The sequence below is a fragment of the Streptomyces aurantiacus JA 4570 genome (assembly GCF_000414115.1).
Taxonomy (GTDB): domain Bacteria; phylum Actinomycetota; class Actinomycetes; order Streptomycetales; family Streptomycetaceae; genus Streptomyces; species Streptomyces aurantiacus_A.
The window spans coordinates 1-21,014 of record NZ_AOPZ01000049.1; the positions used below are offsets into that span (position 1 = coordinate 1).

The window sequence follows — 21,014 nt, forward strand, 5'->3', positions numbered from 1 at the left end:
GGAGATCTCCGGCTGGTGCGGGTGGACGACGGGCCGTTCGAGCCGGCGGGTACGTTCGAGCCGACGGGGCCGGGCGCGGAGCGCTGAGAAACCGGCTCGGAGGGTCGCGGTGTGGCCATCGGGGGTTCACCCGATGGCCGTTCCGCCGTGGCGGAATACGGGCGCTCGGCCGGTGAACTCGCCCCGGGGCACGGCTTGTTCACCGTCCCTCGACATTTCCGGGGCAACCGTCGACCGCGCCGCCCGCGTCTCGTCCGGCAAGGGCGTCTCGACGGCGGGGAGCACACCGGTGAAACCCGGTGACGACCGGCCGTCGCGCCCGGGAACCATCGATCCACATTGCTCAGCACTTACGCATGGGAGAAAGACATGGCTGCCTTCGAAGCGCCGGCTTCGCCTCTGGAGCACACCCTCATCGCCACCCTCTTCGACGGGAGCCAGGTCGGCGCCGCCATCGAGGAGTTGCGGCAGGCCGGCCTCGGCGACAAGCTCGACTCCTGGGTGAGCACGGGCGAGAACCTGCCCCTCACCGCCGACGAGCTCACCAAGGCCCTCGGCCCGAGCATCGAGCGGATAGCCCTCGTCATCGGCTCCAGTGCGGACGAGGTCGCGCAGAAGGTCGCCGCGGTCCTGCCGGCCACCGTGGACACGATGAGCCCGAACGGTGAACTGCCCTCCTGACGCGATCGGAACCGAAGGGCCGGGCCGCGAGTTCGTTCGCGGCCCGGCCCCTTCTCGTGTGCGCGTTCGCGGGGTGCGCTCCGGCTCTCGCCGCGCGTCAGCCGCGGGCCGCCTCCTGAAGGCTCTTCGGCCGCAGGTCGGTCCAGTTGGCCTCGACGTGGTCCAGGCAGGACTGGCGGTCGGCGGGGCCGTGGACCACGCTCCAGCCGGCCGGCACCTCGGCGAACTCGGGCCACAGGCTGTGCTGGCCCTCGTCGTTGACCAGCACGGAGAACCGGCCCTCGGGGTCGTCGAACGGGTTGCTCATCTGAGGTTGCTCCTCGGGGCTCAGGGTCAGGGGCGGCTGGTCAGGTAGCCGCCCATGGCGGTGAAGTACTCCGTGGCGGCCAACTCCCGGCCGTCCTCGGTCCGTACGCGCGTGATGGCCAGGCCGTGGTTGCGGCCGGAGCGGGCGTCGGCACCGGCGACGATCGCCACGCCCTCGCCCTCGCGGTAGAAGATGCGGCCGGGCGTGCCGCCGTAGCGGCCCTCGGACACCACCGCGGCCAGGATTTCCAGGCGCTTGCCCTTGTGGAAGGTGTACGCGCTCGGGTACGGCTCCGACTGGGCGCGGACCAGGCGTTCGAGGTCCTCCGCCGGCCAGTTCCAGTCGATGCGGCTGTCCTCGTCCGACCGCTTGTGGAAGAAGCTGGCCTGGGACCGGTCCTGCTTGGTGAACTCGGTCTTCCCGGAGGCGATGAGGTCGAGCGCGCCGATGGTCACCGGGGCGATGAGGTCGACGGTCTTGTGGAAGAGGTCGGTGGCGGTGTCCGTCGGGCCGACCGGGACCGCCTCCTGCCGCACGATGTCGCCGGCGTCGAGCTCGTCGTTCATCATGTGCGCGGTGACGCCCACTTCGGGCTCGCCGTTGATCAGCGCCCAGATCAGCGGGGAGAAGCCGGCGTACTTCGGCAGCAGCGAGTCGTGGATGTTCAGCGTGCCGCGACGCGGCAGGTTGAACAGGTGCGGCGGGATCCAGGTCCGCCAGTTGTTGGCGACGATGATGTCCGGGTCGGCGCTCTTGAGCGCCTCGAACAGCTCGTCGTCGTCGGGCCGGTTGCGCAGGAGGACGGGAATGCCGTTGTCCTCGGCGAGATCGGCGACCGAGTCGCTCCAGATCTTCTCGTAGGCGTGCTCGCTCTTGGGGTGCGTCACGACAAGCACCACGTCGTGCTCGGAATCGAGAAGGGCCTGGAGCGTGCGGTGCCCCCAGGTCTGATAGCCGAACATGACGACCCGCATGGGGTTCCTCCTCAGGGCAGGGATTGACCCGCGTCAGTAAAGCAAGGCTTACCTTAGTTTTCAAACGCGGGTCTACGGTGCCCCGGCGCCCGTCGGCCTCCATGGGCCTGGTTGCCCGCACGAAACGCCACTAGGGTTAACTTAGGCTCACCTAAACTCTGGGGTGCGCCCTTGCGTAACCGATCAAAGGGATAACGTACTTCGCCATGGGCACGACTGCAGTTGAGAGCCCCGCACCCAGGGTTGTCGAGGCCCGTCGGCGCCGGGTTGTGGGTTTGGGCACGCTGGTGGCGATCCTCGTGATCGTGGCGGTGGTGTCGTTGGCCGTCGGTGCGCGGGCGTTGAGTCCCGCCGACGTGTGGCACGGATTGTTCTCGGCGCCGGACTCCGATCAGCGGCTCACCGAGATCCGGCTCATCGTGCAGACCGTGCGGGTGCCCCGGACGGTGCTCGCGATCGTGGCGGGCGTCGCCCTGGGGGTCGGCGGGGCGCTGATCCAGGGCTACACGCGCAACCCCATCGCCGACACGGGCCTGTTGGGCGTGAACGCCGGCGCCTCGTTCGCCGTGGTGTCGGTGATCGCCGTGTTCGGACTCTCCAATCCCTTCCAGTACATCTGGTTCGGCTTCGCGGGGGCCGCGGTCACCGGTGTCGTCGTGTTCGGGCTCGCGAGCATCGGGCGGGGGGCCGGAAACCCCTTGACGCTGGCGCTGGCCGGGCAGGGGATCACGGTCTTCCTCGCCGCGATGACCACGGCGGTCGCGCTGTCGGACAAGGAGTCGCTGAACGCGCTGCGGTTCTGGAACGCCGGTTCCGTGGCGGGTGTCGGATTCGACGTCATCTGGCCGGTGACCGGGTTCATCGCCGTCGGACTCGTATTGGCCGCGTTCACGCTGCCCGCCATCAACCTGCTCAACCTGGGTGACGACGTGGCGCGGGGCCTCGGCGTGAACATCGCGCTGAGCCGGACCATCGGCATCGCCGCCATCACGCTCCTCGCGGGCGCGGCGACGGCGGCCTGCGGCCCCATCGCGTTCCTCGGGCTCATGGTGGCCCACGTGGCCCGCTATCTGACCGGCCCGGACTACCGCTGGCTGGTGCCGTACGCGGGTCTGCTCGGCGCGGTCGTCCTGCTGGTCTGCGACATCGTGGGGCGCCTGGTGGTGCGGCCGGGCGAGTTGGACGCGGGCGTCGTCGTCGCCCTCCTCGGCGCCCCGTTCTTCGCGGGACTGGTGTGGCGCGGAAAGTTCAAGAGCGCATGAGCGGGACACGGCAGCGCACGAACGGGACACAAGAGCGCATGAACGGGACAAACGTGAAGTCATCGGTGGCGCCCGGTGTGCGCCTCGGCCGGGTGTCGTTCGTCTGGCGGCCCTGGATCGTCGGCGTGACGCTGCTGCTCGCGGCGGCGGCCTTTCTGGTCTTCTGCCTGTCCATCTCCGTCGGGGACTTCCCCATCGGCCTGTCCCAGGTGATCGCCACCCTCTTCGGCCGGGGCGAGCAGGTCGACCAGTTCATCATCATGGACCTGCGCATGCCGCGCGCCATGGCCGGGCTCGTCGTGGGCGTCGCGCTCGGCGTGTCCGGGGCGATCACCCAGTCCATCGCGCGCAATCCGCTGGCCAGCCCGGACGTCCTGGGGATCACTCACGGCGCAAGCGCGGTCGCGGTGTTCCTGGTGACGGTGTCGGGCGGGGCCAGCGCGGCGATCATGGGCTCCGTGGGCCTGTCCGCGGCGGCGCTCGCGGGCGGGCTCGGCACGGGCCTCCTTGTGTACTTCCTGGCGTGGCGGCGCGGGATCGACGGCTTCCGGCTGATCCTCATCGGCATCTCGGTGAGCGCAGTGATGGAGGCGATCACCACCTGGCTGCTGGTCACGGCCGACATCAGGGATGTGGCCCGCGCCCAGGCGTGGTTGGTCGGCTCGCTCGAGGACCGGTCGTGGGACGAGGTCAAGATCGCGCTGTGGTGCACGCTCGCCCTCCTGGCCGTCGTGTCCTGCGTCGCGTTTCAGTTCAAACCGATGCATTTCGGCGACGAGGTGGCCGCGGGTCTGGGCGTCCGCTTCCAGATGGTGCGGGCGGTGCTGCTGCTCTGCGCGGTCCTGCTGGCCGGTGTGGCGGTGAGCGCGGCGGGCCCTGTCCCGTTCGTTGCGCTGGTGGCGCCGCAGGTGGCGATGCGCCTCGCGAGGTGCCCGACGCCCCCGATGATGGCCTCCGGCATGGTCGGGGCGCTGCTGCTGATCGGCTCGGACCTGGTCGCGCGCACGGCCCTGCCGATCACGCTCCCCGTCGGCGTGGTCACCGCCGCGATCGGCGGCCCCTTCCTCGTCTATCTGCTGGTACGGGCGAACCTCAGGCAAGGGACAGCCTGAGATAGCTGGTACAAAGGTGAGGCAAACCTTAATAGGCGAGGGGGGCTTGTGGTCGCTCAGCACATAACCGAGATCGAGACCGGCGTGGTCGACGACGCCGCACGGCTGGCAGCCAGGGGCGTCACCGTCGGGTACGGCGCCCGGACCGTCATCGACGATCTCGACGTGGCGATCCCGCCCGGGGTGATCACCACGATCATCGGCCCCAACGGCTGCGGGAAGTCGACTCTCCTGCGCACCCTGACGCGGCTGCTCCGGCCGACCAAGGGCACGGTCGTCCTGGACGGCGAGGACATCGTCAAGCTCAAGACCAAGGACGTGGCGAAGAAACTCGGCCTGCTGCCGCAGGCGCCGGTCGCGCCGGAGGGCCTCACCGTGGCCGACCTGGTCGCCAGGGGCCGCCACCCGCACCAGAGTTGGCTGCGCCAGTGGTCGTCGGACGACGCCGACGTCGTGGAGCGCGCCCTCGCCATGACCGGGGTGTCCGATCTCGCGGACCGGCCGGTCGACGCGCTGTCCGGCGGGCAGCGCCAGCGCGTGTGGATCTCGATGACGCTGGCCCAGGGCACCGACCTGCTGCTCCTGGACGAGCCCACGACGTATCTGGACCTGGCGCACGCGGTCGACGTGCTCGACCTCGTGGACGACCTGCACGAGTCGGGGTGCACCGTGGTCATGGTGCTGCACGACCTCAATCTGGCCACGCGCTACAGCGACAACCTCGTCGTGATGGCGGAGGGGTCGGTGCTCGCGCAGGGGCACCCGCGTGATGTGATCACCGCCGAGCTGCTGTACGAGGCGTTCGGCCTGCGCGCCAGGGTGATTGACGACCCGGTGGGCGACCGGCCGCTGATCGTGCCGATCGGCCGCACGCACGTTCAGCTCGACCTGGCTCCGGCGCCGACAAGTTGAGACTTAGGCTAGGCTAACCTCATCTTGGCGAGATAAAGTTTGCCTGCCCTAAGCAGGGGCGAAAACCGGACAGCGTGAAGGCAAGGGATCTTGGATGCGACTCCATCGAACGACGCTCATGCGGCCCTGGCGGCGGGTGGCGGCCATAGCGTCCGCCACGGCCCTCGGCGTCGGCCTCCTCGCGGGATGCGGCGGTTCGGACTCGTCGGACAAGAAGAGTGACGACGCCGCCCCGGCCGCCGCGGGCAACTTCCCGGTCACCGTGGAGCACGCGTTCGGGTCGACGAAGATATCCAAGGCCCCCAAGCGGGTCGTCACCGTCGGCTACACCGACGACCAGGCCGTCCTGGCGTTCGGCGTCAAGCCGGTCGGCATGACCGACCAGTACCCGAACCCGTCCGGGAAGAGCCCCGACATCAACACCCAGTGGCCCTGGGTGAAGGACAAGTGGGGCGACACCAAGCCCGAGGTCGTCATGAAGAACGGCGACACCGGCCCCAACTACGAGAAGATCGCCGCCCTGCGGCCGGATCTGATCATCGCGGTCTACTCCGAGATCGACAAGGGCGGCTACGAGAAGCTCTCCAAGATCGCCCCGACGGTGGGCCGCACCAAGGCCGAGAAGGAGCCCTTCAGCGCTCCGTGGCAGGACAACGCGGTGCACATCGGCAAGGCGCTCGGCCAGGAGGCCAAGGGCAAGAAGCTGGTGCAGGGCATCCAGGCCAAGCTCGACAAGGCCAAGAAGGACCACCCGGAGTTCGCCAAGCAGACCGCCGTCCCGCTGTCCTGGTACAAGGACTCGATCGCGCCGTTCACCACCACCGACGTACGCGGACGGCTCGTCACGGGCATCGGCTTCAAGGGCCAGAAGAAGATCGACGAGGTCGCGGACGGCAAGTTCTTCACCGTGCTCTCGCCCGAGCGCATCGACCTCGTCGACGTCGACCACCTCTTCGTCATCAACGACAAGGCCGACCAGGAAGCGCTGAAGAAGTTCAAGCTCTTCACCAACCTGAAGGCGGTCAAGAAGGGCAACGTGTCCTACCTGCTCGACAGCGAGGGCCCGGCGGTCGGCGCGGCGATGTCCCAGGGCACGCTGCTGTCCCTGCCGTACGCGATCGACGAGCTCGTCAAGTCGGTCGACTAGGTGTGAGCACGACGGAGACACGCCCCGCCCCGGCCAACCTGCGCACGGCGTCCGGACGCGAGGCCACCCGATGGGTCGCGGCACACTGCCGCGAGATGCCCTGGCTGACCGCGGCCACCGTGCTCAGCACGGTGGCCGGGGCGGCGCTCCAGGTCCTCCCGGTCCTCCTGCTCGGCCGCGTGGTCGACGGAGTCGTCGAGGGGGAATCCCGCTCGATCCTGGTCACCGTCGGGGTGTTGATGGCCGCCGCCGCGCTGCTCGGCGCGGCGGCCACCGCGGTGTCGACCTATCTGATCGGGCGGCTCGGCGCGGATCTGCTCGCCCAGCTGCGGGAAGCCGCCGTCCGCGCGGTGCTCGGAATGCCGAGCCAACGCATCGAACAGGTCGGCCGGGGAGACGTGCTGTCGCGCGTCGGTGACGACGTGGCCGTGCTGTCCAAGGGCATCCGCACCGCCATCCCCACGGTGTTCTCGGCGGGCGTCCTGGTCTTCATCGCCACGGTCGGCATGTTCGGCCTCGACTGGCGGCTCGGCCTCGCGGGCGCCGGCGCGCTGCCCGCGTACGCACTGGCCCTGCGCTGGTATCTGCCGAGGTCCGCCCCGCTCTACCGCAAGCAGCGGGTGGCCCAGGCCGACCGCGCGCAGGCGCTGATCAGCGGCCTCAACGGGATCGACACGGTCCGGGCCTACCGCCTGGAGGACACCTTCCGCGAGAAGGTCACCGACGAGTCCTGGCGGGTGCGCAACTACGGCATCGACGTGTTCCGGTTCTTCGGCCGGTTCGTCGGCCGGGAGAACCGCGCCGAGTTCATCGGGCTCGTCCTCATCCTCGTGGTGGGATACGCCCTGTTGGAGGCCGACGCGGCCAGCCTGGGCGAGGTGTCGGCGGCCCCGCTGATGTTCCACCGGCTGTTCACGCCCCTCGGCGCCATCATGTTCACCTTCGACGAGGCGCAGAAGTCCGGCGCGAGCCTGACCCGCCTGGTCGGCGTCCTCGGCGAGGACGCCGAGGACCGGCTCGTCGGCGACACCAAGGTCGCGCCGGCGGACTCCGCCCCGTACGCGGTGACCGTGGAGGGCCTGACCTTCAGCTACCCCGACACCGAGGAACCGGTCCTGAGGGACGTCGACTTGACGATCCCGGCGGGCGGCTCGCTCGCCCTGGTGGGCGCGACCGGAGCGGGCAAGACGACGCTGGCCGCGCTCATCGCCGGCATCGGCACCCCGCAGGCCGGATCGGTGCGCGTCGGCTCGACCGACCTCGCCGACCTGGACGAGGCCGGGGCGCGGGCCCTGGTGAGCATCCTGACGCAGGAGACCCACGTGTTCTCCGGCACGCTCGCCGAGGACCTGCGGCTCGCCGCGCCGGGAGCGAGTGACGCCGAGCTGATGGACGCGCTGCGCACGGTCCGCGCCGACGGCTGGGTCGAGGCCCTGCCCGACGGGCTGGACACCATGGTCGGCGAGGGCGGCGAACGCCTGGACGTCACCAAGGTCGCCCATATCGCCCTGGCCCGGCTCGTGTTGGGGCGGGCGCCGGTGGTGGTGCTCGACGAGTCGACCGCCGAGGCCGGCAGCGAGGGCGCCGCCGAGCTGGAGCGGGCCGTGCTCGCCGCCTGCGCGGGCCGGACCACGCTGTTCGTGGCGCACCGGCTGACACAGGCGATGGCGGCCGACCGGATCGCCGTGCTCGACGCGGGCCGCGTCGTGGAGCAAGGCACCCACGACGAGTTGGTGGCGCTCGGCGGCCGGTACGCACGACTGTGGCGAGCCTGGCGAGAAGGTAGTTAGGTAAACCTTAGTAAGGTGGGACTAACTTAGGTCCTTGGAAGGAAATGCTGAGTCTCCGATGATGGAATCGCCCGCTCGTCCCGTACTGCTCTCTCCCGCGCGCCTGGCCGACGTACGCCGGCGAGCGGGCGCCTCCTCCGGCTACTCGGACAGGACCATCACCGAAGCCTGCGCCATCGGCCTCTCGTACTGGGCGACGGGCCAGAGCCCCGACGGCATCGACCTCACCCCCGGCACGTTGTTCGCCGACGTGCTCGGGTGGGTCGACAACGGCGGTACGGGGCCGGGCGGTTGGGAGATCGGCGCGGACGACCGGAGCATCACCGTTCCCGCGGGCGTCGAGCCGGCCGACGCGCAGCTCGCCCTCGACGACCTGGCCGACTTCCCGGACCGGCCCCTCGGCACGATCGGCCCGTCCACCGTGGCGGCGAGGCTCGAGCAGCTCGCCGAGTGGAACGACACCGAGGCCGACCGGGTCCGCCCGACCATCGTGGAGATGTTCCGCGAGCAGGCCCGCACCAGGCCCGACGCCGTCGCCATCGTCGACGAGCGCCGGTCGCTGACCTACCGTCAGGCAGCGGAGCTCTCCAGCCAGTTGGCCCACCACCTGATCGCACGCGGCCTCACCGCCGAACAGGTCGTCGGCATCTCGCTCGGCCGCAGCGCCGAGATGGTCATCGGGCTGCTCGGCGTGCTCCAGGCCGGCGGCGCGTTCGTGCCGCTCGACCCGCAGTGGCCCGCCGCGCGCCGCGCCGTCGTCATCGACGACGCCCGCGTCGTGCTGCAACTCAACGACACCGGCGCGCACGACCCGAGCGAACCGGAAGCCGTCGCCGTCGACCTCGACGACTGGCAGTTCGGCGCCCTGCCGGCCGAAGGAACCGGGATCACCCCGCCCGGCGATGCCCTGGCGTACGTCATCTTCACTTCGGGTTCGACCGGGCGGCCCAAGGGCGCGATGATCCGTCACGAGGCGATCAGCGAGCGCCTGTTGTGGCAGGTCGACGAGATCCTGGGCTTCGGCCACGACGACGCGTCGCTGTTCAAGGCGCCGCTGTCCTTCGACATCTCCATCAACGAGATCTTCCTGCCGCTGGTGAGCGGCGGCCGGCTGGTGGTGCTTCGGCCCGGCGGCGAACGCGACCCGCACCACCTGCTGAGCGTGATCGCCGAACAGCGCGTCACCTTCACGTACCTGGTGTCGTCCATGCTGGACGTGCTGCTCGAAATCGCGGGCGACTCCGGGCGGTTGGACAGCCTGCGGCACGTGTGGTGCGGCGGCGAGGTGCTGACCCCGGAGCTGTACGAGCGGTTCCGCACCAAGCTCGACATCCCCATGTACCACGGCTACGGCCCCGCCGAGACGACGATCGGCGTCTCGCACGTCATCTACCGCGGCGCCGCGGAACGCCTGTCGACGTCGATCGGCAAGGCCAACCCCAACACCCAGCTGTACGTCCTCGACGACGAGCTGCGCCCGGTGCCGGTGGGCGTCGGCGGCGAGCTGTACGTGGGCGGGTTCCTGCTGGGGCGCGGGTACGTCAACGCGCCCGGACTGACGGCGTCCCGGTTTGTGGCGAATCCTTTCGCCAACGACGGCTCCCGGCTGTACCGGACCGGCGACCTCGCCCGGTTCGCCCCCGACGGATCCCTGGACTTCCTCGGCCGCGCCGACAACCAGATCAAGATCCGCGGCATGCGCCTGGAGATCGAGGACGTCGAGGCCGGTCTCGCCGAGCACCCGGACGTACGCCACACCTGTGTCGTCGCCAAGAAGAACGCGGCGGGCGGCACCTACCTCGTGGGGTACGTCATCCCGGCCGCCGGGAGCGAGGACCTCCAGGCGGACCAGGTCAAGGCGTGGGCCGCGGAGCACATGGTCGAGTACATGGTGCCCGCCCACCTCGTCGTGATGACGGAGTTCCCGCTCACCGCGAACGGCAAGCTCGACCGGAACGCCCTGCCGGAGCCCGTGATCGCCACGGGCGCGCTCGTCGCACCCGCCACCGAGAACGAGCGCGTGGTCTGCGCGACGGTCGCGGCACTCCTGCAACTCGACGAGGTCGGCGCCGACCAGGACTTCTTCCAGCTCGGCGGCGACAGCATCCTCGCGATATCCCTCCTCAGCGCGCTGCGCGACGCGGGACTGTATGTCACGGCACGCCAGATCTTCACCACCAGCGTCCTGGGAGCCCTCGCGGCCGTCGCGAGCCGCGAGGACGTCGCCACCGTGGACCACGCCGACGCCGCCACCGGCACCGTCGTCGGATCGCCCGTCGTGCAGTGGCTCGGCGAGACCACGGACGCCATCGACGGCTTCGTCCAGTCCGTCGTCCTGAACACCCCGGCGGACCTGACCGCCGACGCCCTCGACGAGATCCTCACCGCCCTGCTCGGGCGGCACGACATGCTGCGCGCCAAGCTGGTGCGCGAAGGCCGCTGGAGCTTCGACATCCCGGAGGCCCGCGAGGACGCGGCGGTGGTCTGGCAGGAGAGCGACCGGCCGCTCGACGAGTGCGTCGCGCTCGCCACCGACGGCCTCGACCCGGCGGACGGCGCGATGCTGCGCGCCGTGTGGCGCCGCGAGGCACGGCAGCTGGTCGTGGTCGCCCACCACGTGGTGATCGACGGCGTGTCCTGGCGGGTCCTGATGGACGACCTGGCCACGGCGTGGCGGCAGTTCACCGCGGGCGAGCCGATCGAGCTGCCCCCGGTGGGCACGTCGTTCCGGCGCTGGACGCAGCTCCTCGGCCGCGCGGAGTGCGACGCGGACCGCGCGTACTTCCAGCGGCCGCTGCCCGGAGCGGACCAGCCGGTGGGCAGGCGCGCCCTGTCCGAGGCCGACACCGTCGCGCACGAGCGGATACGCACCGTCTCGGTCGGCCCCGAGGTCACGGCCGCCCTGCTCGGCGAGATCCCCGCGAAGTTCCACGCGGGCGTCAACGACGTCCTCCTGACCGCTCTCGCCGTCACCCTCGCCCGGTGGCGCCGCGACCTCGGCCAGGACCAGACGTTCGCGCACATCGAGCTCGAAGGCCACGGCCGCGAGGGGCAGTTCGTGGCGGGCGCCGCCGGCTTCGAGCCGGACCTCTCCCGGACCGTGGGCTGGTTCACCACCCTGTTCCCGGTGACCGTCGACCCCGGCGCCGCGGCCGCCTTCACCGCACCCGCGTACCTGGCCGCCGCGCTCAAGGCGGTCAAGGAAGACCTCGCCCGGGTCCCGAGCAACGGCGTCTCCTACGGCGCCCTGCGCTACCTCGCCGACACCGAGTTCGACGCGCCCGCACCGCAGGTGCTCTTCAACTATCTGGGCCGCTTCGACGCGGGCTCCTCCGGTGACTGGCAACTCGCGGGCGCCACCGGGCAGTTGGGCGAGAAGCGCGACCCGAGGATGCGCCTGCCGCGTGCCCTGGAGTTCAACGCGATCGCCGAACCCGCGTCGACCGGCCCGACCGGCTCACCCGGCTCGACCGGCGGCGAGTACGAACTGGTCACCACCATCTCCTGGCCCGACGGAATGTTCACCGACGCGGACATCACGACGATCGGCGCGTACTTCCGCGAGACCCTGGCCGCGCTGGCCGCGCTCGACCAGGGCGGCCACACCCCCAGCGACTTCCCGCTCGTCCCGCTCACGCAGGCCGACGTCGACGCCCTGGACGGCCCGGCGCTGCGGGACATCCTGCCGCTGACCCCGCTGCAGGAGGGCCTGTACTTCCACTCGGTCTTCGACGACGACTCGGCGGGCGCCTACGTCGAGCAGCAACTCCTCACGCTGGACGGCGAGGTGGACGCCGAGCGGCTCGCGGCGGCGGCCACCAGGCTGCTCACGCTGTACCCGAACCTGGCCGCACGGTTCGTGGCCCTCGCCGACGGCCGCGTGGTCTCCGTCCTCGACAGCGGGGTGGAAGCGCCCTTCACCACCCTCGACCGCCCCGGCATCACCGACGCCGAGATCCGCGAGTACGCCGAGAGCGACCGGCGCGCCGGGTTCGACCTGGCCACCGGACCGCTGATGCGCTGCACCCTGATCCGCGCGGGCTCCGGCCGCGACGTCCTGGTGCAGACCGTGCACCACATCATCGCCGACGGCTGGTCGGTGCCGCCGATGCTGCGCGCCCTCCTCGCCGAGTACCACGCGCCGGGCACCGTGTATCCGATCGGCGGCTTCTCCGACTACGTACGCTGGCTCGGCGAACGCGACGACGAGGAGAGCGACCGGGTCTGGGGCGAGGAGCTCGCCGAGCTGCCCGGCTCCTCGCTGGTCGCCGAGGGACACACCCCGTCCGACCGGTTCGCCGACATCGCCGTGGAACCGGCGGACGACATCGACGCGGCCGTCCGGTCGGCCGGTGTGCCGCTGAGCGTGGCCGTGCACAGCGCCTGGGCCGTGACGCTGGGCGGCGTCCTGGGCGCCGACGACGTCGTGTTCGGCTCCACGGTGTCCGGGCGCGACGCGGAGGTGCCCGGCATCGAGGACATGGTGGGCCTTTTCATCAACACCATTCCCGTACGGGCCCGTTGGGCCGCCGACAGCACGGCGCGCGACCTGCTCGCCGCGGTGCGGGCGCACCAGAGCGCGGTCCTTCCGCACCAGCATGTCTCGCTGGCCCGCATCGGCCGCCAGACCGGCGCCGGTTCCCTGTTCGACACCCTGGTGGTGTTCGACGTCGCGACCGACGTGGCCGCGCTGCGCGGACCCGGCCACGACCTGACCATCTCCGACATCGTCAACGAGGGCGCCCCGCACTACCCGCTGACCCTCGTGGTGGAGCGCGCACTCGACGGCCGTCCTCCCCGCGGCGGAGCCGCAAATCTACGCTTCAACCTGATCTACGACGGCGAGCTGCTGCGCGAGACGAGCGCCCAGGCGATCCTGGACACGTTCGCCCAGACCCTCACCGGCCTGCTCGCCCGCCCGGACGCCCTGGTCGCCGACCTGACGCCCCGGACGGGCCGGAGCCCCGCGCGGATCGAGCCGACGACTCTGGGCGCCCTCTTCGACGCCGCCGCGCGCCGCGACCCGGCCGCCACCGCCGTCACCCAGTGCGCTCTCGACGGCGGTACCCGGTCCCTGACGTACGGCGAACTGGCGGACGCCAAGAACGAGTTGGCCTCGGCCCTGCGCGCGGCGGGCGTCGGCCCGGGCAAGCGCGTCGCCGTCGCCGCCCCGCGCTCCCTCGAACAGGTCGTCGCCCTGGTCGCCATCGTCAGCGCGGGCGGCGCGTACGTGCCCCTTGACCTGGCGTACCCCGATGAGCGCCTGGAGTACATCCTCGCCGACGCCGCCCCGCAGGTCGTCCTCGTGGACGGCGAGCAGCGCGACCGGTTCACCGAACTCCTCGCGAAGGCAGGGGTGTCGGCCCGCGTGCTGGTGCAGGGGGACGAGCTGCCGCCCGCCACCACCGCGGTCACGTCCGGGGCCGACTGGCACGACCCCGCGTACGTGATCTACACCTCCGGGTCGACCGGCCGCCCCAAGGGCGTCGTCGTCCCGCACTCCAGCGTGGTGACGCTGCTCGCCAACACCCGGCCCGACATGGACTTCGGACCCGACGACGTGTGGGTCCAGTTCCACTCGTACTCCTTCGACTTCGCGGTCTGGGAGCTGTGGGGCGCGCTGGCGCACGGCGGCGAGCTGCTGCTGCCGGAGTACGGCCTCACCCGCTCCCCGGTCGACTTCCACCGCCTGGTCCGCGAGCGCGGGGTGACCGTGCTCAACCAGACCCCGTCGGCGTTCTACCAGTTCATCGAGGCCGACCGGCACGCCGGTGAGTCGGTCACCGCGCTGCGCCGGATCATCTTCGGCGGCGAGGCGCTCGATCTCGGGCGGCTGCGCGGCTGGGTCGAGCGGCACGGCACCGGCACGCCCGAGCTCGTCAACATGTACGGCATCACCGAGACCACCGTGCACGTCACCCACCGGGTGCTGACCGACGCCGACTTCGCCTTCGGCGACGACGCCAGCCCGATCGGCGGCCCCATCCCCGGCCTGACCACCTACCTGCTCGACGACCGGCTCCGGCCGGTCCCGCCGGGCCGTGTGGGTGCCATCTACGTCGCCGGAGACCAGGTGTCGCTCGGCTACCTGGGCAGGCCCGGCCTCACCGCGGGCCGGTTCGTGGCCGACCCGTTCGCGGCCGACGGCTCCCGCATGTACCACACGGGCGACCTCGCCCGCCGGACGCTCGACGGCGAGCTGGAGTTCGCCGGGCGCGCCGACGACCAGGTCCAACTCAAGGGATTCCGGATCGAGTTGGGCGAGGTCGAGGCCGCGGTCCGGGAACTCGACGGCGTGATCGACGTGGCCGTCACGGTGGCGGACACCGGGGACCACCTCGTCGCGCATGTCGTGGGCGAGGCGCCGGACGACTTCGCAGCCCTCCTGTCCACGACGCTGCCCGTGCACATGGTGCCGGGCCGGGTGCTCCGGGCCGACGCCCTGCCCCTGACGGTCAACGGCAAACTGGACCGCAAGGCACTGGCTGCCCGTGCAGCACAGGACGACGTGCAGGCGGACCGCCTTAGGGGCGCGGGGCTGTATCGATATGCGGCTCCGCCGCGGGGCGCGACAAGCCCCCACCGGCCCGCAGGTGAATCACCGCTAGAGGCCCTCGTCGGCATCTTCGCGGACGTACTGCCCGGCGCAGCCGTGGATCCCGACACAGACTTCTTCACCGCCGGAGGCGACAGCATCGTCGCCATCACCCTCATCAACCGAGCCAGGGCCCACGGCCTGACCATCGCCCCCCGGGACGTGTTCCTCCACAGGACACCGCGCGGCCTCGCCGAGCACCTTGCCGAGCGCACCCCGCAGGCCGTGACGGCACCCGCTCCCGTCCGCCACGAGGACGGCCCGGTCACGCCGACCCCGATCATCCTGCGCCAGCGCGAACTGGGCGGCTCGCTCGCCCGGTTCGCCCAGGCCAGGACGCTGACGGCACCCGAGGGCACCGGATTCGCCGACGCCGAGCGCGCCGCGAACGCCGTCGTGGCCGCGCACCCGGCACTGCGGCTGCGGCTGCGCGTCGAGCACGGCGCCTGGGCGCTGCGCACCGAACCCGCAGGCGCGGTCACCGTCGCCCGCCCGGACGCGACGGACGCGACCGACGCGACGGCCGTGGCGAACGAGGCCGCAGGACGGCTCGACCCCGAGTCCGGGGACGTCATCGCGTTCTCGTGGCTGGAGGCGAGCCGGACCCTGGTCGTCACCGTGCACCACATCGCCGTCGACGCGGTGTCCTGGCTGGTCCTCCTCGACGACCTGACCACGGCCATGAGCGGGGCGAGCCTGGCGGCGCCGACCACGTCGTACGCCGAGTACGCCGAGGCGCTGACGCTCGACGCCGCCGAGGGCATCGACGACCTCGGGCACTGGATCACCACCCTCGAAGCCCCGGCGCTGCTGCCGGCGGCCGAGGGGCGGCGCGAGACCACCGTGGCGCTCGCACCCGACGTGAGCGACCGGGTCACCCGCACCGCGCCCGCCGCACTCGGCGTCGGCCTCACCGAATTGCTGTGCGGCGCGCTGCGCGCCGCCCTGACCCACATCCAGCCCTCGCCCACCGATCTCGCGGTCGAGCTGGAGCGGCACGGCCGGGTCCCGGCCCGTGAACACCACGACTACACCCGCACGGTCGGCTGGTTCACCTCCATCGCGCCCGTGCGGCTCACGGCGCACACCGACCCCGTCGCGGCGGCGCGCGAGATCGCCGAACGCCAGCCGGACGAGCGCGCCCACGTCGCGTACGGACAGCTCCGGTACCTCAACCCGCAGACGGCGCCGCTGCTCGGCGGCGGAGGCGTCCGCCCGCAGGTGCTGTTCAACTACCTCGGCCGGGGCAGCGAGTCCCAGGCGCCGCACCTCGCCGCCGGCGACCAGGGCAGCCCGTACGCCGTCGAGGTCAACGCGTGGGCCGACGCGGCGACCGGCAGCCTGCACGCCACCTTCACCCTGGCCGACGGCATCCCCGACGAGATCACCGAGCACTGGCTCGGCGCCCTGGAGGCCGTCGCGGACGCCTCCGCGACGGCCGAGCGCACGGCACCGGTCACCCCGCTCCAGCGCGGCCTGTTCTTCCAGGCCCAGATGGCCGGGCAGGCCGGACACTACGTCGCGCAGAGCTACTTCACCTTCGACCGGCGCCTGGACACCGACGCGCTCGCCGAGGCCATGGCGTACGTGATCACGCGGCACCCGGTCGTGGGCGCGGGCTTCGCCGGCGACGACGACGGGAACCCGGTCCAGGTCCTCAAGGCGGACCGGCGCGTCGACGTCCGCACCGTCGAACTGGCCACGGACGCCGAGGTCGAGGCGCTGCGCGTCCGGGACCGCGACGCGGGCTTCGACCCGGGCGAGCCGCCGCTGATCCGGCTGACCGTGGTGCGGCTGCCCGACGGCCGCGACGGCCTGCTGCTGAGCTACCACCTGCTGCTGTGGGACGGCTGGTCCCGCGAGATCGTGCTGCGCGACCTGTTCGACGCGTACGAGGCCGTCGTCGCGGGCGAGCCGCTCGACGCGGCCCCGGCCACGCCGAGCTTCGAGGACTACGCCCGGGCGCTCGACGCCAAGGACGCAGCCGTATCGGAACGTTTCTGGGCGGACCACCTGGCCGCGCTCCCGGGCCCGACGCTGCTCGCCGGGCCGACGCCGTCCCTCTCGGACGCGTTGCCGGAGCCGCTCGTCCAGGTGCTGTCCGCCGAACACTCGGACCTGCTGCGCGAAGCCGCCAAGGCGCACGGCGTCACCCTCAACTCGGTCCTGACCGGCGCGTTCGGCCTCCTGCTCGGCGCGCACACCGGCCGCAGCGACGCCGTGTTCGGCGTGACCGTCTCCGGCCGCGACGGCGAGGGTCTCTCCGACATCGTCGGCGTGCTCCTGAACACCGTGCCCATGTGGACGCGGGCGCGGCCGGACGACACGGTCGGCGACTACCTGTCGGCCGTGCAGGCGGCCAGGGTCGAGGCGATGGAGCACGAGCACCTCGGGCTCGGCGAGATCCAGCGGGCCAGTGGCCACGACACCCTGTTCGACAACCTGTTCGTGCTACAGAACTTCCTGGACATGGACGCGTTCGCCGAGATGAACTCCCGGCACGGCATCACCTCGGTGCGGGCCGACGACTCCACGCACTACCCGTTCACCTGGGTCGTCACCCCGGGCGAGCGGCTCACGGTCAAGCTGGAGCACCGCCACGGCGACACCGCGAGCGCCCGCGGTCTCCTCGACGACTACGTACGCGTGCTGGAGGACCTGGCCCGCTCGACCGGGCGGGTCGGCGCGCTGCCGGGCCCCGGGCGGCGGCCCGAGGCCGCCGAGCGCACGGACGTCGGCACCGACACCGTCGTCGACCGGTTCGACCAGGCGGCCGACCGCGACCCGCAGCGGGTGGCGCTCGTCGCCCACGGCGCGACGATGACCTTCGCCGAACTCCGGGACCGCAGCCGCGCGGTGGCGGGCGTGCTCGCCGGCCGCGGCATCGGCCCCGAGACCAATGTGGGTCTCGCGATCCCGCGTTCCCTCGACTCGATCGTGGCGCTGTTCGCCGTGCTGCGCGTCGGCGCCGCCTACGTACCGCTGGAACTGGACCACCCCGACGAGCGGATCGCCGCGATCGTCGCGGACGCGCGGCCGGACGTGATCCTCACCGTGAGCGCCGTGTCGCCCCGGCTGACCGGCGACCTCGTCGACACCGGAGATCTGATCGAGCTGGACCGCCCGCTGCCGGCGGCCGAGCCGTTCGTGACGTTCGCGCCGGACGATCCGGACCGCCTGCGCCACCCCGCGTACACGATCTACACCTCCGGATCGACCGGAAAGCCCAAGGGCGTGGTGACCGAATACGCCGGGCTCACCAACATGCTGATCAACCACCAGCGCCGGATCTTCGAACCGGTCCTGGCCGACCACGGCCACCGGACCTTCCGGATCGCCCACACCGTGTCGTTCGCGTTCGACATGTCGTGGGAGGAGCTGCTGTGGCTCGCCGACGGCCACGAGGTGCACATCTGCGACGAGGAGCTGCGCCGGGACGCGCCGGGCCTGGTCGCCTACTGCCTGGAGCACGGGATCGACGTCATCAACGTGACCCCGACCTACGCCCAGCAGCTGGTGGCCGAGGGCCTGCTCGACAAGCCGGAACGGCGCCCTGCCCTGGTCCTGCTCGGCGGCGAGGCCGTCACCCCGACGCTGTGGCGGCGGCTGGCCGAGACCGAGGGGACCGTCGGCTACAACCTGTACGGGCCCACCGAGTACACCATCAACACCCTGGGCGTGGGCACCTTCGAGTGCCAGGACCCGGTGGTGGGCGTGGCCATCGACAACACCGACGTGTACGTCCTCGACCCCTGGCTGCGGCCGCTGCCGGACGGTGTTCCCGGTGAGCTGTACGTGGCGGGCGTCGGCATCGCGCGCGGCTATCTCGGGCAGCCCGCGCAGACGGCGCACCGGTTCGTGGCGTGCCCGTTCGGGGCGCCCGGCGAGCGCATGTACCGCACCGGGGACCTGGTGATCCGGCGGCCCGACGGCAACCTGATGTACCTGGGCCGCACCGACCAGCAGGTCAAGATCCGCGGCCACCGGGTCGAACTCGGCGAGGTCGAGGCCGCGTTCGCGGCGCACCCCGCCGTGCGGTTCGTCGCCGCGGTCGCCCAGCCCGACCCGCAGGTCGACGGGGCGTACCGGCTCGCCGCCTACCTCGTGCTCGACGGCTCCGACCTGGCTGCCGTCGCCGCCGAAGTGGGCGCCGGACTGCCGGACTTCCTGCGCCCGACGCACTACGCCCAGGTCGACAGCATCCCGCTCACGGTGAACGGGAAGGCTGACACCAAGGCGCTGCCGGAGGCCAAGCCGCTCGGCGCGCTGACCACGGCGGGGGAGCGCGGTCCCGAGACCGAGACCGAGACCCTCGTGTGCGAGTTCTACGCCGAGGCACTGGACCTGGATGATGACGAGGTGAGCGCGGTGAGCGACTTCGTGTCCCTGGGAGGGCACTCCATGCTGGCGGTGCGGCTGATCGGGCTGCTCCGCCGGGAGTTCGGTCCCGTCATCACGATCCGTGACCTGTTCACCCTGCGAACCCCGGAAGCGATTGCCCGCCACCTCGATGAGAACTGACACGCAGCGGCCCCGACCGGGGTCCGACATCCTCCGCACCGCACTGCGGCGCAACCGCGGCGCCATGGCCTGGGGCACCGTCCTGATGGGCCTGTACCAGGCGGGCGAGACGGCGTTCCCCATCGCGCTCGGCCTGATCGTCGAGCACACGATGCGGGACGACCGGAACCTCGGCTCGCTCGCCCTGTCCATCGGCGCCCTCGCCGTGATCATCACGACCGTTTCGCTGTCGTGGCGGTTCGGGATGCGCATCCTGCAGAAGGCCAACACGACCGAGGCGCACCGCTGGCGGGTGAAGGTCGCGGGCTGCGGGCTCCAGCCGGTGGCCAGGGACGTCGACCTGAAGTCCGGCGAGGTCCTGACCATCGCCACCGAGGACGCCGACCAGACCGCCGACATCGTCGAAGTCGTGCCGATGCTGATCAGCTCGATGGTCGCGGTCGTGGTCGCGGCGGTCGCGCTCGGCCTGGCCGACCTGCGGCTCGGCGCCCTCGTGATGGTGGGAACCGTCGCGATCCTGTCGGTCCTCAGCGTGATGTCCAGGCGGATCGGCTCCAGCACCCGCGAGCAGCAGGCCCGGGTGGCACGGGCGGGCGCGAAGGTCGCCGACCTGATCACCGGCCTGCGCCCGCTGCACGGCTTCGGCGGCAACCACGCGGCGTTCGGGTCCTACCGGAAGGTCAGCGCGGAGGCGCGGCGCCAGTCGGTCACCGTCGCCAAGGTGAACGGTGTGTACGCGGGCACCGCGCTGGCCCTCAACGCGGTCCTCGCCGCCGCCGTGACCCTGACGGCGGGATGGCTGGCCTTCAACGGCCAGATCACCATCGGCGAACTCGTCATGGCCGTGGGCCTCGCGCAGTTCATCATGGAACCGCTCAAGCTGTTCTCGGAGATGCCCAAGTACGTGATGGTGGCGCGCGCGTCGGCCGAGCGGATGGCGCTGGTGCTGACCGCGCCGCCGGTGACGACCCCGGGCACGGAGCGCCCGGCGGCGGGCGGAGACCTGGACATCGACGGGGTGTCCTACGGCACCCTGCGCAAGCTGAACTTCAAGGTGCCCGCGGGCGAGTTCGTGGCGATCACGGCCTACCAGCCGCGCGCGGCGGCCGACCTCGCCTCGATCCTGGCGGCAACGGTCCCGCCGCACGCGTACGACGGCGTCGTGCGGGTCAGCGGGCAGGAGATCGGGGACCTGTCGATGGAGGCGGTCCGCGAGCACATGCTGGTGAATCCGTACGACGGGGAGATCTTCGCGGGCTCGCTGCGCACGAACATCGATCCGTCGGGCACCAGCGCGACGGTCGCCGAGGCCGTCGAGGCGTCCATGCTCACCGACGTCGTCGCCCTGCACCGCGAGGGTCTCGACTACGGCGTCCGCGACCGCGGCGCGAACCTCTCCGGCGGGCAGCGCCAACGGCTCTCCCTGGCCCGCGCCCTGGCCGCCGACACCGACGTCCTGGTCCTGCACGACCCGACGACGGCCGTGGACGCGGTCACCGAACAGCTCATCGCGCGCAACGTCGCGAAGCTGCGCCGGGGCCGCACCACCCTCGTCATCACCAGCAGCCCGGCCCTCCTGGACGCCGCGGACCGCGTCCTCGTCCTGGACGACGGCGCCGTCGTGGCCGAGGACACCCACCGGAACCTGCTGGCCGGCGACGAGGCTTACTGCCTGGCGGTGGCGCGGTGACCTGACGTGGCAGTGCCCCGCGC

Annotated in this window: 10 protein-coding genes; 8 read left to right on the forward strand and 2 right to left on the reverse strand. The window is 71.6% G+C overall.

Features of this window, described 5'->3' with window-relative positions:
* The first annotated feature begins 369 nt into the window (after nucleotides 1–369).
* Nucleotides 370–681 (forward strand): YidB family protein, encoded by a 312-nt coding sequence (locus STRAU_RS06075; protein ID WP_052028976.1) that lies wholly within the window; start codon nucleotides 370–372, stop codon nucleotides 679–681.
* Between the two features lie 97 nt (nucleotides 682–778).
* Here STRAU_RS06075 and STRAU_RS06080 read toward each other — a convergent pair whose 3' ends face one another.
* Nucleotides 779–988 carry an MbtH family protein gene (locus STRAU_RS06080; protein WP_016639372.1) on the reverse strand — a complete coding sequence of 70 codons (210 nt, stop codon included), beginning with the start codon at nucleotides 986–988 and terminating at the stop codon, nucleotides 779–781.
* Nucleotides 989–1,014: 26 nt separating this feature from the next.
* The gene (locus tag STRAU_RS06085) at nucleotides 1,015–1,962 is read right to left on the reverse strand and encodes a methionyl-tRNA formyltransferase (protein ID WP_016639371.1); all 948 of its coding nucleotides are present in this window, start codon (nucleotides 1,960–1,962) and stop codon (nucleotides 1,015–1,017) included.
* A gap of 206 nt (nucleotides 1,963–2,168) precedes the next feature.
* Here STRAU_RS06085 and STRAU_RS06090 point away from each other — a divergent pair, with 206 nt between their 5' ends.
* From STRAU_RS06090 to STRAU_RS06120, 7 genes are all read left to right on the forward strand, one after another.
* The gene (locus STRAU_RS06090; protein ID WP_078620990.1) at nucleotides 2,169–3,224 is read left to right on the forward strand and encodes a FecCD family ABC transporter permease; all 1,056 of its coding nucleotides are present in this window, start codon (nucleotides 2,169–2,171) and stop codon (nucleotides 3,222–3,224) included.
* 38 nt (nucleotides 3,225–3,262) lie between these two features.
* On the forward strand, nucleotides 3,263–4,336 hold the full coding sequence (locus STRAU_RS06095) for a FecCD family ABC transporter permease (RefSeq protein ID WP_037657806.1): 1,074 nt from the start codon (nucleotides 3,263–3,265) through the stop codon (nucleotides 4,334–4,336).
* 48 nt (nucleotides 4,337–4,384) lie between these two features.
* On the forward strand, nucleotides 4,385–5,248 hold the full coding sequence (locus STRAU_RS06100; protein WP_016639375.1) for an ABC transporter ATP-binding protein: 864 nt from the start codon (nucleotides 4,385–4,387) through the stop codon (nucleotides 5,246–5,248).
* A gap of 94 nt (nucleotides 5,249–5,342) precedes the next feature.
* Nucleotides 5,343–6,395, forward strand: a complete 1,053-nt coding sequence (locus tag STRAU_RS06105) for an iron-siderophore ABC transporter substrate-binding protein (protein WP_037657808.1) — start codon at nucleotides 5,343–5,345, stop codon at nucleotides 6,393–6,395.
* 2 nt (nucleotides 6,396–6,397) lie between these two features.
* Entirely contained in the window at nucleotides 6,398–8,185 is a 1,788-nt protein-coding gene (locus STRAU_RS06110) for an ABC transporter ATP-binding protein (protein ID WP_037657810.1), read from the forward strand.
* A 58-nt stretch (nucleotides 8,186–8,243) separates the two neighbouring features.
* Complete coding sequence (locus STRAU_RS06115) at nucleotides 8,244–19,301, forward strand: non-ribosomal peptide synthetase (RefSeq protein ID WP_016639378.1); 11,058 nt, start codon at nucleotides 8,244–8,246, stop codon at nucleotides 19,299–19,301.
* Nucleotides 19,291–20,991 (forward strand): ABC transporter ATP-binding protein, encoded by a 1,701-nt coding sequence (locus STRAU_RS06120; protein WP_037657812.1) that lies wholly within the window; start codon nucleotides 19,291–19,293, stop codon nucleotides 20,989–20,991. The genes STRAU_RS06115 and STRAU_RS06120 overlap by 11 nt, the downstream gene beginning before the upstream one ends.
* The last annotated feature ends 23 nt before the right edge of the window (nucleotides 20,992–21,014 follow it).